We start from the raw sequence: 13365 nt of genomic DNA, 5'->3' as shown, positions 1-13365 counted from the left end.
AAACCATCCCTCGTATATTAGTTTGCAAAATAGAAACTAATAGACATGAAGGGTACCAATCTAGGCGAATTTGAAGAGCTACTTTTATTAGTTGTACTCATCCTTCAGGAAGAGGCTTACATGCTTCGTATCAAGGATGAAATCAAAAATCAGGTGAACCGCTCCATTTCCATGGGCGCACTGCACACCACGCTTGCTCGTTTGGAGCAAAAAGATTTTCTACAATCGGAGATGGGTGGAGCAACAAAGGAGCGAGGTGGTAGACGAAAACGCATTTATGAATTGACGGCAGCCGGCAAAGCGGCACTCAACGAAGTAAAGGAAATGCGGGCCAACCTGTGGAATCAGGTTCCTGCAGTTGAATTGAAATTTAGTCATGCCTAAAGATCTACTGCCACCAAGACTTTCATTGAAACTGGTTCGATGGCTGTGTAAACAGGAGCTGGTGGAAGAACTGGAAGGTAACCTTCATGAGTATTATGCAACTCATAGTGAATCGAATTTCAAAGGACTAAAATACTGGTATCAGGTATTGAACTACCTGCGACCAACTACACTCAAATCATTCAAAAACTCAAACACAGGGCCAATGTTTATTTTCAATCCTGTTCTCACATTCCGGAACCTCTACCGAAATAAGTCAACCTCCATCATCAGTATCTTCGGGTTCACAATTGGTCTGGTTGCTGCCATTTTCTTGTACTTCTATATTTCCACAGAAGTAAATACAGATCGATTTCATTCGCAGGGAGATCATATTTATCGAACATTAAGAGTTTCAGAAATGAATGGGACTCCTTATAAAATTGGAGTTACATCCGTACCATATGCCGCTGCATTAATGAATGATTATCCGTCTGATATCACAGCGACAACAAGAGCTGTTCCAGAAGAAGGTTTGGTCGCTGTAGGAGAGAAACGTTTTTTTGAGGACCATCTATTATTTGCAGATCGAAATTTTTTCCAATTTTTCTCATACTCACTGAAAATTGGAGATCGGCAGACTGTATTATCTACGGCTAATTCTGCCGTATTATCAACTAAAGCTGCATTCAAATATTTTGGGGATGAAAATCCTATTGGTAAGGTGATTGAAGTAGACAATGAATATGAATTTATTGTGGCTGGAGTAATGGATGAATTACCTGGGAACACACACCTTGATTTTGATATTGTTTTGTCTATTGACTTGCTGGAACGATTTGAATGGTTTACCGGCTGGTGGAATAATAGCCTAAATACATATGTTAAGATACCTACCCCTCAACAAGCTGCAAACGTAGAAAGTCAGCTGGACCAATTTATGGAAAAGTATATGGGTGATGATTTCAAACAGGCAGGACAAAAAATCGGATTGGAATTAGAACCACTTCACGACATATACTTTAACAATGAGACTCGTTATGATTTTTCAAAACACGGAAGCTTCAGCAACATAGTCACGCTGGGCGCTGTAGCTATCGCCATTTTGTTCATTGCTTGCTTCAATTATGTCAATTTATCAATCGCCCAGTCATTTATGCGAGCCAAAGAAGTAGGGGTAAGAAAAGTACTTGGCGGATCACGAACAAGACTTGTCATTCAATTTTTAAGTGAATCTTTCACAATTTTTCTATTATCGATTGTACTCTCTATAGGAATTTGTGAATTGATAAATCCAGTATTTAATGCCTTTTTTGGTTTAGATATCGCACTTAATTGGCATGACCAAAATGTGATGTTATTCTTATTGTCATTGACTGTTTTGGTACTATTAAGTTCAGGGGTTTACCCATCACTCTTATTGTCATCATTTAAATCTGTAAGGGTATTAAAAGGAAGTAAAATTGTTTCCGGAAAGAATGTTGGATTACGGAAAGCTCTTGTGGTGACTCAGTTTGCTATTTCAATTTTTTTAATCGTTTCATCGATCCTTATCTACACTCAAAACAAATACTTAAATTCAAAAGATCTTGGGTTTAATAAAGAGGCAATCGTTCTGGTTGAATTGAATAATGCTGAAGTTCGATCACAAAGAGAATTATTTAAAGATCGTTTAGCGGCTAATTCCAATATCAAAGGTGTCACACAGATTTCAGGTGAGCCTGGTGGCTTTCACGATGCATCGAGTTTTGTAATTTCAGGTATTGAGGGTTCTAATAGGATGCGGACGTTATTTACTGATGCTGATTTTTTTGATTTATTTGGAATTGAAATTATTGCCGGGCGTGCATTTTCAAATGATCTCGCTTCGGATGAGCAACGGACCGCTATCATTAACGAACGAGCTGTTGAGGAGCTAGGTGTTTCACCCGACGAAGTGATAGGGAAAAAATTAACCATGCCAAGCTGGGACATTTCAAATGTTACGATTGTAGGCGTAGCAACAGATTATCATTTTAGTTCATTGAAGGACGAGATTGAACCCTTGGCTATTTTAACAGGCGGATTTCATAGAAAGCTTGCGATTAAAATGAATATGAGCAATTTGAAAGAAGGTTTGTTATATATAGATCAAACGTTCAGTGAAATAGCTCCAGCCTTTCCTATGTCCTATCAGTTTTTAGATGATCGCTTGGAGGACCTGTATGAGAAAGAGGAGCAGCAAGCCAAGGTTTTCAGTGCCTTTTCAGGGTTATCCATTTTCTTAGCATGCCTTGGCATTTTTGGTTTAGCAGCATATGCTTCTCAGCAGCGTCAAAAAGAGCTAGGTATTCGGAAAGTTCTTGGGGCGACTGCAAGACAAATTATAGAATTGATATCTAAAGAATTTATGCTCCTCTTGTTAATTGCTTTTGTTATTGCTATTCCAGTGGCTTGGTACTTTATTAGGGGCTGGTTAGGTGGGTATGCCTATCGAATAGAAGTCATTGATCATTGGTATGTTTTTGCTTTTGGAGGCTTAGCTACCTTTCTAATTGCTTTAATCACGGTTGCATATAAAACCTACGGTGCTGCTATCTCTGATCCTACAGAGAGTATTCGGAATGAGTAAACAACCCATATTGTGTAAGTAAATTTCCCCTTTGAAAGGGTGTGTGGTGGGATATACAATGGCAGGGGGATGTCACAATAAATTGCAAGATTTAAGCATCTTCGTTACAAAACATGGAGTAGGATGGTCATGGTGGAGTGAAGAATCTTCATAATCATCGGATTGTGTCTTATGAGTTCAGATAGATAGATATGTTTCGTGAGGACACGAAACATGGCTATGGGGCATTTCGGACCCTACAGAGAGTATCAGGAAGGAGTGAAACGATCCTGTCCCCCTCTGGAGGGGGTTGGGGGAGGTTTTATAAAAGTGAGTATCAAAAGAGGTGACCTCCGTCACCCCCTTTTAACCCAAACGACAAACGCCGCGACTACCCAAAGTCCGGTCCATATCACATCGTTCAATGGCCGGTTCATGGTTTCTTCTACTAATCCTACATTGGAAATCTCTGCGATGATTGTTTTAGCTTATTCATTGATCTTCATTAGTTCGTTTCCAAATGCTTTAATGATTCCATCTTTACAGGTAATGGACTGCCCACCGTAACGTCCTAGTCCGGCTACTTTCGCTCGGTCATCATTGATAAGGTCCATCACCATTTCAATACTCTGACCATCTGTGGTTTTGAAGGAGAAGACCAGTAAATCATCTTTCTCGGAAATGTTGAAGTCTTTAAAAAATGGAATCTCTCCTGGCAGTGGATTGATGATCTCATAGTCCCCGGTTCTTGACTTCCAGCTTTCAGGTATTGGCTGTCGATCGAATCGAGCGGCAATAAGCTCTTTTGGACTTCCTTCCTCCAGGCTGGTCATGAGTGGGTAGCCATTAACTTCTTCAAACATTACTCGCTGATCGCCCAACCGAATTGGGATGAGATGCAGGAGAATTACCTTCGGAATGAATTGGTTGTTCTCTACAGGAATCAACTCCAATCGCAAACCCTGTAGCTTCATAAACAGCTTTTTGTTTTTGCGATACACATCAATGTAAGCCCCTGGTGCAGCATAGATGCCTGTGTATTGATCCAATGATTCAGGAGCTACTTTGATTCGATCTTTCGATCCCATGGCTTCTTCCGGATCATTTTCAATTTTTGGTAATCCTTTGCTCTCAGCCACCTTGTCAATAATGCTATGGACTTCACGATACACACTTCTACCTCTGGCAGAATTGGTTAAAATGATGACACCTACATCCGCTTTAGGAGAGAATGCCATTGCGGCATTGAAGTAAAGCGTGGTACCTGTGTGGTAATAGATGTCACCGGCATGAGGACGACTCGTCATGCTCCACGCGAGCGCGTATCGATCACCAAAATCCAACGGAGTGTCTTTGTGCTGTTGCTCTAAAATTTGTTGATACGTGTCAGGCTTTAATAAATCTTTAGATTCACTCAGGAATGCTTGTAAGAATTTATAAAGATCCTTGGAGGAAGTGAATAATCCACCAGCTGGTGTGTCCCTTAGGATCACATCGGATTGACTTTTTCCTTTTCCATCGTAGGTCATGCTTGCTTTTTCCAGCGCATTGAATTCAGTGTTAACCATGCCTAGAGGTTGAAGGATGTTTGTGACAACATATTTCGGATACTCCATACCACTTACCTCAGCAATCATATGCCCGAGTAGGGTATAACCAGGATTGGAATAAGCTCGTATCTGGTTGGGTGTTCCGGCCATGTACTCATCATTGATGTAATTGACCAGGCACTTGTAATCTTCCGGCTGCTCACTGAACATACCCTTGAAGATGTCAGAAGGTAAGCCAGAGTGATGGGTCATCACATTTCGTGGAGTCACTCCATCACTGTTATCCTGCATCTGGAAGGAAGGCAGGTATTGACTTAGAGGGTTATCAATGTCAAGTTTATCACGCTCAGCTAGTTGCATTACGGCAGCAGAAGTCAATACTTTGGTTACTGAGCCAATTCCAAAGATCGTTTCATCGGTGACTGGTTTTTCATTTTCGACATCTTCAAATCCGAAGTTGTCGATCCAAAGAATACCTTCAGAAGAAACTACAGCAACTGACGCACCAACCACCTTGCTTTTTTTCATGGTTTTGGTGATGCGCTCTTTAAATTCTGAGCGAATGGTTTCCAAATCAGACTGTGCTTTTAGCATCACCTGAGATGAAATGAGTACTAAGAATAGGATTGATTTTGTCATCGTTTTTATGAGTTTAATCCAAGGTTCGGTTGAATTCCTGACTCAATAAAATGAGATACACCAGCCATCAAGTATTCGTGATGAACATTGAAAAAGAATTGATAGAAGCATTCGTGTAGTTTTTCAGGGTGTTCATCAAGTATGATGATGCGCTGATCAACCAAAGACTATTCAGAAGTAGATACCGCTTATTTTTGGCTGGATGAAAGAAATCAAACCATTTGAGTGGCTAATCCATGTGTTGGTGATTGTACTGGGGCTATTGCTCCTCAATTATCCTGCATTTGACCTGACGTTTGGTGTCTTCAACTCAGGTGATGGCTCATTGCTTTGGCCATCCGTTTTGGGTTCGGCGTTTAATCTGATTCTCTTCTACGGTATTGCCTTTTATCTGATCCCGATCACATTGAAAAGGGGCACGGGAATATTTATCATCCGGCTGATCGTTTTGTTTGCATTGGTTTCATCGCTGGAAGTATTAATTGACTCTGCCTTTTATCGTTCTAGTGGAAATTCGATAGATAGTGGTATTTGGTCTGAGTTGGTGGTGATGGTGCTATTCACTCATGTTTTGGTAGTGATTGTTTCTTTTGCTTATCGGTTTTCCAAAGACTGGTTTGCCAATGAACGTACCAAGCGAAAGATCAATGAACATCAGCTACGATCAGAATTAGATGTGTTGAAAAGCCAAATCAATCCCCATTTTTTGTTCAATGCGCTTAATAATCTCTATTCCATGTCTCTCCAAACAGGCGATGAAAAAACAGCAGAGGGGATCAGTGTATTGTCTGAAATGATGCGCTATGTGTTTGACAAAACCGGAGAAGATAAGGTAACGCTTCAGGAAGAAATTCAATACATCAGCGATTATATCTATCTGCAGCAGCTTCGCTTCAATAAGCAGGTGAAGGTTCAATTCGATCATCCTGAGACCGTTTCCAGTTTTTACATCGCTCCAATGTTATTGATACCGTTTGTAGAGAATGCCTTTAAATACGGTGTTTCCAATTATGCCAAAACCATGATTGAGATTCGAATTGCATTTGAAGAGGGTCAGTTTGTGTTTGAAGTAAAAAATCAAAAGGCCGAGCGAACAGAAACCATTCCTTCCAGTGGAGTAGGGTTAAACAATGTGAAGAAGCGACTAGATCTTGTTTATTCAGAACAGCATGCATTACAGGTAATCGAAAACGACGAAAAATTTAGAGTTAGATTGGTTATTTTGAATTCATTATGAAGTGTGTTGCTATAGATGATGAAGTGAACGCCCTCAAGGTCATTGAGTTGCATGCCGAAAAGGTAGAGAAGTTGGAAATGGTAGCAACTTTTACTGATCCGGTACAAGCCGCAGACTTCCTCGAAAAGAATCGGGTTGATCTTGTCTTTTTAGATATCAATATGCAAAGCTTGAACGGATTCGAATTGTTGGAATCTCTCACGCAAAAGCCACAGGTCATATTCACCACGGCTTACAGCGAATACGCATTAAAAAGCTACTCAGTGGATGCTCTCGACTATCTGATGAAGCCTATATCGTTTAGCCGATTTCTAAAGGCTGTGAATAAAGCGGATACTGGTGGAAAGAGCACAGAATCAACAGATCTGATAGCAAATCAAGAAAAAGTGATCTCGGTGAAAAGTGGCACCACTATTCATCGGATTAATTTGGATAATCTTTTGTATTTGGAGGCAGACGGCAACTACACCAAGTTTGTAACCGATAAGGAGTCCATTATGGTATTATGTACAATGAAAGAGGCGTTGAATAAAGTGGACGACCGATTCATCCAGATACATCGTTCTTATGGAGTGGCCATTTCCAAAGTGAATAAAGTGGAGGTTCACCAGCTGACCATAGGGGATAGGGTTATTCCTATTGGAGCATCTTATCGAAAAGAAGTACTTAAGCGATTCTGACTGGGATTAATTCCCCATTTGCTCACCTGCAAGCTGCTCATTGAAGATTCGGTTCTCTAAAAGAGAGATGTAGCTTCTAGCGTTCTTATTTCCGTATTGGGTATACGATCGTTCTGCCCATTTTCTGGCATTGTCCAGATCTCCAAGCACCTCATAAGCAATAGCAATATTCTGAGTTAGAAAGCCTGCTTCTTTTATTGGAGCGCTTGCAATACCGGTTTTCCAAACTTCAATCGCTTTTTCCCAATTACTCACATCCGCATATATTGACCCTTGTTCCAGTACAGGTGATTTCTTAGATTTTCCGGTGAATGAACGAGAAATTCTTACTGGCATTGGTGCAATTTTGAAGGCATAGTTAGATCCAACCTGCCCACTTAAATTCCTTATGGCATCTGTTTTATTAATCAGACTGGCAATTGCTTCGTTTTTAGATAATCCTGAAGCATTCCAGGTATTTGTTTTCCTAAAGATGTCCTGATCAACAATGGATCTATCAATGGGATCATAAAATCGGATACCTATTGTGATATTGGAAATACCTTCTGCATAATACTCATCAACCTCGACTCCTTCTCCATCATCATTTTCTTTGGTTACTTTTCTTTTTCCGTCAGTGATTATGAAATCCGAGTCAAATATTTCGATTGCTATCACTCCATCTGTATTATACTGTCGGCAGAATTTGTTTATCAAGGCCCAGGATAGTTGATCAGGAAATGCTTGAGTCAGGCTGTTACCTTCCAGATTTTCTGAAGCGACTTTCGCAGTAAACCTGTCAGAGTTTCTTATTTGATTCTTAAGTTCATTTGCAAAAGATTGAATGCCTGCTTTGTCCTCTTCCGGTAATTCGCCCGTTAGAATCCCTTCAATTACACCGATGATATCCTTACTGTATTTCGTCCGATTGAGGATGAGAATCGAGTTTATCTCATTATTCACGCTGATATCAGCTGGTCTCACTGAGTTAATGGAAACGGTCCTTCGACCACTTGAACAGCCGATTATTAGAATAAGTACTAAACTCAGGAGTAGGAAATTTTGAATCTGTCTCATCTCATCACATTTACTGATTGCTAGAACAAATGTGGTGCCTGTTTATTAATAATCCTTGAGAATTCTGAATTTTAGAATTCATTGTTGACCTTTTTTAAGATCATTTTCAGCAAAAGATTCATCATAATCCGGGCGTAGAGTACCTAGCATTCTATCCCAGAATAGAAAGTAGAGGCCGTAGTTACCATGAAAGTGTTTATGATGCTGATTATGATTAACAGACGTGTTTACCCATTTACCCACCCAGGTTTTGTTAAACCCTTTTGGATATAATTCATATCCCAAATGGCCGTAAACATTGTATAAGATCATGAAAACAAGAAACACCAATAAAGCACTTCTGTGAAATGGAATAAAAAATGCGATCGGGAATATGATGCTGGCTTCAACCACGGCTTCCAATGGATGGAATGCATAAGCCGTCCATGGAGAAGGGTTTGTTGATTGGTGATGAACACGATGAATGGCTCTATAAAGTTTTGGGTGATGCATTATTCGGTGCATCCAATAAAAATACGTGTCATGTAATATGATCATTAATAGGATACTGACTACCCAGTAACCCCATCCAATAGACTCAATGGAATTGTATTGAAGGGTGTAATTCCTGAGTGGAGTAGCGAAAACAATAAGTGCCACAAGTACAAAAATGGAAATAGTAATAAGCGAGAAAATCACCTCCCTCCAATAGTCTGAAGATGATGGAAACTTTGATTGGATTTTCCAGTAATTCCAACTGCTTTTCTTTATGACATAAAAAAGCAGGAATGCTGCACCGGCCACAACAAAATATCGTAAAAGATTATGGGTCAGTGCTTGAATTGCTACCTCTTGATATTCCATAGACTATTGTTAAGATAAAGACAATAATCCTGAATTTGCACAACATATTTCCTTGAAAAGGAAAATAATAGGACAAGACTCATAAGAGTGAATCTTGTCCTATTCAGTATTTCTTAAGATTTCTCTTTTATGGCACATGTGCTCATTCCAAAGGGAGCATATAATGGACAAAAACTTATCAGACTGGTAAGTACAAAAACTCCACCTAAAATTAGGAGAATAAGGCCTACAGTTCCAGAGATAATCCCTGCGTAATAAAGATATGCTACCAATGCTGCAATTATTACTCTAATAATTCTATCAGCAGTTCCCATGTTCTTTTTCATCTTATTATTCTTTAATCATTTAAAAAAATCAACAACAAGAAGAACAGTGTAAATTATGCAAATGCAAATGATGCATATAGTCACAAGCTTCACTAGTTTTTCTTTCATAAGATAAACTTAGCAACGCGTTACTTGATTTCCTGTGACTTTAGTCACAGTCTAATCATGATTTCTATTCCATTTTGATGCTGAATAACGAGACCTTCATTTTCTAGCTTTTTCATGACTCGTGATATGACTTCCCTAGCGGTACCTAATTCACTTGCGATCTGACGATGTGATATTTTAAGTGGATTCTGTCCTGTAAGGCTTGCTTTTTTAGTTAGGTAATCAAATAATCTCTTATCCAATTTGTCGAAAATAACATGGTTGATAGTTTCCAATAGCTCACTATACCGCAAGTTGTATTGTTGGTAAAAGAGTGTGTTAATACTCGGAAACTTCTTAATCCATAACGGGACTTCTTCGACAGGAAGCAATAAAACCTTTGAGTCTTCTTCAGTTATTGCGAATACACGGCTTGGATCATTCTTCAAACTGGAAGCAAAAGACATAATACAGCTCTCCTTTGGACGAATGTAGTAAAGCAAAAGTTCTTTATCGCTAAATCTTGTGAACACCTTTATCAATCCATCTAGAACTATAGGTATGACTTTTACATACTGACCTTCCCTAAGAATTTCTGTACCACGGGGTATTTTTTTGATGATAGATGATTCCTCGATTTTTTTAATCAAATCACCACTAAGGAATGAGAGTGATTCATGTATTTCATCCATCTTTCTAAGATAATTGAATGAAACTAATTCATATCCTACTCTGATACGTATACAACTCAAAGTATCGGCCTTCTTTAGCAATGAGCTCATTATGAGTTCCTCGCTCAACGATCTGCCCTTCTTCAATCACCAGAATTTGATCTGCTTTTTTGATGGTGCTAAGACGGTGAGCAATGACGAAAGTAGTTCTGTCTTTCATCAATTCATCCAAACTTTTTTGAATATAGGTTTCACTTTCTGTATCCAGATTAGAAGTAGCTTCATCTAGTATGATGATTTTCGGATTGGCTAGTAAAGCTCGTGCAATGGAGATCCGTTGTTTTTGTCCACCTGAGAGTTTAACTCCTCGTTCTCCAATGACAGTATCGAGCCCATCTTCAAATCGGTCGGTAAATTCGTTTACATAGGCTCCTTTCACAGCTTCCAGAAGATCAGCTTCGGTAGCATCAGGGCGGGGGAAAAGAATGTTCTCTCGTATGGTTCCCTCAAAAAGGAAATCATCTTGTAATACAACTCCCAGGTGCTTACGATAACTTGAGAGATTCACCATGGTGATGTCATGTCCGTCAATTGTTACTAAACCCTTCTTGGCACTGAGGAAAGTAGCGGCAAGACTTGCAGTTGTTGATTTACCGGAACCTGAGCTACCCACTAATGCAGTAACGGAACCGGGAGGGGCATGGAAGGAAATGTTTTTGAGCACTTCATTACCTTCCTCGTATGCAAAGGATACATCAATGAATTTAATATCACCTTTTACCTCGTCCAACATGATTGGACGATCTTCAGTCATATCTTCAGGATCCATTTTCATGATTTCTTCGGTACGGTCCAGACCTGCAAATGCTTCGGTCAATTGAGATCCAATGTTGCTCATCTGGACGATAGGGGCAATCATGAAAGCCAATAGCGAAATAAATGAAATCAATTCACCTGATGTCAATTCATTTTCGATCATGAAGTACCCACCCATGGCAAGTATGCCAGCACTGGCAAATCCAATGAGGAAGGTTCCTGAGCTAGTCACCACAGCGGTGGCTGTAAGACTGGATTTTACATTTTCGTAAAGTCGTCTGGCGCCACTCTCAAATGTTTTGTTTTCAGATTCTTCTGCATTAAATCCTTTAATGACTCGAACTCCATTCAGGGTTTCAGTTAATCGACCAGTCACCTCTGCGTTGAGTTTACCCCGCTCACGAAAAATGGGTCTAATTCTTCCAAACGCCTTCATTGCAATAATGGCAAAAAGACTGACAGGCACCAAAGTAAAAATGGTCATCGAAGGGCTTATGTTGATCAGTAAAATCAGAGCTAATACCGAAGTGATGGTTCCTCCGATTAATTGCACGAGTCCAGTTCCTACCAGATTCCTAACACCTTCTACATCTGTCATTATCCTTGAAACCAGCGCTCCGGATTTATTATTGTCAAAAAAGTTGATGGGGAGGGATAGAATCTTTTTCTGAACTTTTACCCGAAGTTCTGAAATCAGAAATTGAGCTTCTACGCTAAGTATTCTGGTTAGTAAGAAAGATGAAATGGCCTGAACTGCAAGTGAGATCACAATAATGATCACAATGAGCTTGAGCATTTCAAAATCTTTGTTTGGGACCGCATCATCCAGTAGGTATTTAGTAGCTGCAGGTAAGACCAGGCCAGCAGGCCGGCTAACGATGATTAGCAGCAGTCCAATTAAAATAGTTTTTCTTCTTGGCCAGATGATGTTTCTGACGGCCCATGCGAAGGTGACGTTTTTATTTTTGCTCATTGGAATGCTAAACCTGACTTTTTAAGAAATGGTTCTTTTCGAGAAGTAATCTGTATTGTTACCTAGCACAGTTCACACATTTATTGCTTTCAGGCATCAACAAAATTCTACCAATCGGGATAGGTTGTTTGCATTTGATGCAAAGACCAAAACCGGGTTTATCTATATTGTCCATTGCATGATGAAGTTTGGAAAGTTTGGCCTCAGCTTGTCGAAGGGCTGACTCGGTGATGCTTTTATTGTTGATTGCATCCATTCGTGAGATTCGTCCGATGGAATTGTCAAGTGTAACAGGTTTGGACTGCTCTTTGTAATCTGCAATGAGTTTTTCAGTCTTGACTATCTCTTCGTCGATCTTCTTTTTTATTTCTTCTTCATTCATTGGTTCCTAGATAATCTTCTCTTACGGGTGCAAATACATCTAGTAATTTACAATCAGTGATTGCCATTCCTGAGTGCAATACATTAGATGGTATTACCGCTACATCACCAGGTTTTAATCGCTTAATTTTACCATTTACAGTGAGTTCATACTCACCTTCCAAAACATTTGCTACCTGTTCATGTTCATGAGAATGTTCGGGTAAAGGACTCCCTGCTTTTACATCCCAATAAGCTAAAGTCATTCGTTCAGAGTGTACAAAACGGACGGTATATCCAGGAAGTAATTCTTTCGGGTTGATTTGATCAAGGTTTCTAAATATCATTTTACTTGGGTCCACATTCTTGAAATAATTTTCCACGATCCATCATCACCTTTCTGGTAAATCGTGGATGCATGTGAAGTCGATGATTTGGTCATTGTGAAATCTGCTTTGGTATAGGTGAAATTTAAAATGCCTTTTTCCAAAGAATACGCCATTGAATCAGTTCCTTTTAGGTTCAATAATTCAACGTCGTAAGAATGGATGGTAGTAGTGGAGCTGTCATTTGGAAACCAGTAGTTTTTGATGTCTTGAATCCCTTGGATTGGAGACAAACCGCTCGGAATTATGGTTGCCTCACGATGAAAAAGATCGAGTACCTTTTTCTCATCATTGGATAGCCACCCATCCACATAATCGATCCTCATTTGGTTGACTATTTGCTGATCATCTTCAGTAAAGCCTTGAGGCGAAGGTTCTGAACATGAGCTAATTAATACAATTAGAATGATTAAATACTTCACTTTTTTTTCGTTGGTTTTGGTTTTAAGGTTTTTGCAAATTCATTGCTTTTTTTCATGTACTCTGACAATTCCTGAGTTCGCTTTAATACATCATCAGGTACGTGCACATAGCCATTCATGGTTGCACCGTATGAAATCGCTGGTCCGGCATTGTATTTATCCATAAATTCCTGCTTGTCCTCTTCAGATAAGCGAATGGCTACATAACCCTCTTTGGCGACAAATGAATACATATTGCCATTCATTGAAGTATAGGGCATGTTTTTGCCTTTTTGTTCAAGTCCAACAGTAGCCAATAAAGCCGAATAAAGTTGAAGTGTCTGTTCGGATGCTTCACTTTGAGCCATCACTTGATTGTATTGATTT

General features: G+C 39.6%; 14 protein-coding genes. 4 read left to right on the top strand and 10 right to left on the bottom strand.

Annotated elements, in window-relative coordinates; genetic code table 11:
• The first annotated feature begins 45 nt into the window (after positions 1 to 45).
• Positions 46 to 384, top strand: coding sequence for a PadR family transcriptional regulator (locus ACOMC3_RS10000; protein WP_420315742.1), 339 nt, complete (start codon positions 46 to 48; stop codon positions 382 to 384).
• The gene (locus tag ACOMC3_RS09995; RefSeq protein ID WP_420315741.1) at positions 377 to 2974 is read left to right on the top strand and encodes an ABC transporter permease; all 2598 of its coding nucleotides are present in this window, start codon (positions 377 to 379) and stop codon (positions 2972 to 2974) included. Before ACOMC3_RS10000 ends, ACOMC3_RS09995 begins: the two co-directional genes overlap by 8 nt.
• A 467-nt stretch (positions 2975 to 3441) precedes the next feature.
• On the opposite strand, the gene ACOMC3_RS09990 is transcribed toward ACOMC3_RS09995, so the two are convergent.
• The gene (locus ACOMC3_RS09990) at positions 3442 to 5142 is read right to left on the bottom strand and encodes a serine hydrolase domain-containing protein (protein ID WP_420315740.1); all 1701 of its coding nucleotides are present in this window, start codon (positions 5140 to 5142) and stop codon (positions 3442 to 3444) included.
• Positions 5143 to 5344: 202 nt separating this feature from the next.
• On the opposite strand from ACOMC3_RS09990, the gene ACOMC3_RS09985 reads away from it, so the two are divergent.
• Positions 5345 to 6379, top strand: a complete 1035-nt coding sequence (locus ACOMC3_RS09985) for a sensor histidine kinase (RefSeq protein WP_420315739.1) — start codon at positions 5345 to 5347, stop codon at positions 6377 to 6379.
• A complete protein-coding gene (locus tag ACOMC3_RS09980) occupies positions 6376 to 7059 on the top strand; it encodes a LytR/AlgR family response regulator transcription factor (RefSeq protein ID WP_420315738.1) in 684 nt (227 codons plus the stop codon). The genes ACOMC3_RS09985 and ACOMC3_RS09980 overlap by 4 nt, the downstream gene beginning before the upstream one ends.
• A 6-nt stretch (positions 7060 to 7065) precedes the next feature.
• On the opposite strand, the gene ACOMC3_RS09975 is transcribed toward ACOMC3_RS09980, so the two are convergent.
• The 9 genes from ACOMC3_RS09975 to ACOMC3_RS09935 form a co-directional block, all read right to left on the bottom strand.
• Positions 7066 to 8115, bottom strand: a complete 1050-nt coding sequence (locus ACOMC3_RS09975) for a DUF6340 family protein (RefSeq protein WP_420315737.1) — start codon at positions 8113 to 8115, stop codon at positions 7066 to 7068.
• Positions 8116 to 8193: 78 nt separating this feature from the next.
• Positions 8194 to 8958 (bottom strand): sterol desaturase family protein, encoded by a 765-nt coding sequence (locus ACOMC3_RS09970; RefSeq protein WP_420315736.1) that lies wholly within the window; start codon positions 8956 to 8958, stop codon positions 8194 to 8196.
• Positions 8959 to 9071: 113 nt separating this feature from the next.
• Positions 9072 to 9284, bottom strand: coding sequence for a YgaP family membrane protein (locus tag ACOMC3_RS09965; RefSeq protein WP_420315735.1), 213 nt, complete (start codon positions 9282 to 9284; stop codon positions 9072 to 9074).
• Between the two features lie 152 nt (positions 9285 to 9436).
• Positions 9437 to 10063, bottom strand: coding sequence for a Crp/Fnr family transcriptional regulator (locus ACOMC3_RS09960; RefSeq protein ID WP_420315734.1), 627 nt, complete (start codon positions 10061 to 10063; stop codon positions 9437 to 9439).
• Between the two features lie 28 nt (positions 10064 to 10091).
• The gene (locus tag ACOMC3_RS09955) at positions 10092 to 11831 is read right to left on the bottom strand and encodes an ABC transporter ATP-binding protein (protein ID WP_420315733.1); all 1740 of its coding nucleotides are present in this window, start codon (positions 11829 to 11831) and stop codon (positions 10092 to 10094) included.
• A 58-nt stretch (positions 11832 to 11889) separates the two neighbouring features.
• Entirely contained in the window at positions 11890 to 12213 is a 324-nt protein-coding gene (locus tag ACOMC3_RS09950) for a TraR/DksA family transcriptional regulator (RefSeq protein WP_420315732.1), read from the bottom strand.
• Complete coding sequence (locus ACOMC3_RS09945) at positions 12206 to 12538, bottom strand: cupin domain-containing protein (protein WP_420315731.1); 333 nt, start codon at positions 12536 to 12538, stop codon at positions 12206 to 12208. Before ACOMC3_RS09945 ends, ACOMC3_RS09950 begins: the two co-directional genes overlap by 8 nt.
• A complete protein-coding gene (locus tag ACOMC3_RS09940; protein WP_420315730.1) occupies positions 12535 to 12999 on the bottom strand; it encodes a YybH family protein in 465 nt (154 codons plus the stop codon). The genes ACOMC3_RS09945 and ACOMC3_RS09940 overlap by 4 nt, the downstream gene beginning before the upstream one ends.
• Positions 12996 to 13346, bottom strand: coding sequence for a hypothetical protein (locus ACOMC3_RS09935; RefSeq protein ID WP_420315729.1), 351 nt, complete (start codon positions 13344 to 13346; stop codon positions 12996 to 12998). The genes ACOMC3_RS09940 and ACOMC3_RS09935 overlap by 4 nt, the downstream gene beginning before the upstream one ends.
• Positions 13347 to 13365: the final 19 nt, after the last annotated feature.

It is taken from the genome of Ekhidna sp. (assembly GCF_965212185.1).
Lineage (GTDB): Bacteria > Bacteroidota > Bacteroidia > Cytophagales > Cyclobacteriaceae > Ekhidna.
This window is presented reverse-complemented; position numbering and strand designations above follow the sequence as displayed.

Excerpts from the sequence above, each read along its gene's own strand:
- ACOMC3_RS09960 (WP_420315734.1), bottom strand. The coding sequence starts at position 10,063 with ATGGATGAAATACATGAATCACTCTCATTCCTTAGTGGTGATTTGATT.
- ACOMC3_RS09970 (WP_420315736.1), bottom strand. The coding sequence starts at position 8,958 with ATGGAATATCAAGAGGTAGCAATTCAAGCACTGACCCATAATCTTTTA.
- ACOMC3_RS09945 (WP_420315731.1), bottom strand. The coding sequence starts at position 12,538 with ATGATATTTAGAAACCTTGATCAAATCAACCCGAAAGAATTACTTCCT.
- ACOMC3_RS09990 (WP_420315740.1), bottom strand. The coding sequence starts at position 5,142 with ATGACAAAATCAATCCTATTCTTAGTACTCATTTCATCTCAGGTGATG.
- ACOMC3_RS10000 (WP_420315742.1), top strand. The coding sequence starts at position 46 with ATGAAGGGTACCAATCTAGGCGAATTTGAAGAGCTACTTTTATTAGTT.
- ACOMC3_RS09985 (WP_420315739.1), top strand. The coding sequence starts at position 5,345 with ATGAAAGAAATCAAACCATTTGAGTGGCTAATCCATGTGTTGGTGATT.
- ACOMC3_RS09955 (WP_420315733.1), bottom strand. The coding sequence starts at position 11,831 with ATGAGCAAAAATAAAAACGTCACCTTCGCATGGGCCGTCAGAAACATC.
- ACOMC3_RS09975 (WP_420315737.1), bottom strand. The coding sequence starts at position 8,115 with ATGAGACAGATTCAAAATTTCCTACTCCTGAGTTTAGTACTTATTCTA.
- ACOMC3_RS09995 (WP_420315741.1), top strand. The coding sequence starts at position 377 with ATGCCTAAAGATCTACTGCCACCAAGACTTTCATTGAAACTGGTTCGA.
- ACOMC3_RS09965 (WP_420315735.1), bottom strand. The coding sequence starts at position 9,284 with ATGAAAAAGAACATGGGAACTGCTGATAGAATTATTAGAGTAATAATT.
- ACOMC3_RS09980 (WP_420315738.1), top strand. The coding sequence starts at position 6,376 with ATGAAGTGTGTTGCTATAGATGATGAAGTGAACGCCCTCAAGGTCATT.
- ACOMC3_RS09950 (WP_420315732.1), bottom strand. The coding sequence starts at position 12,213 with ATGAATGAAGAAGAAATAAAAAAGAAGATCGACGAAGAGATAGTCAAG.
- ACOMC3_RS09935 (WP_420315729.1), bottom strand. The coding sequence starts at position 13,346 with ATGGCTCAAAGTGAAGCATCCGAACAGACACTTCAACTTTATTCGGCT.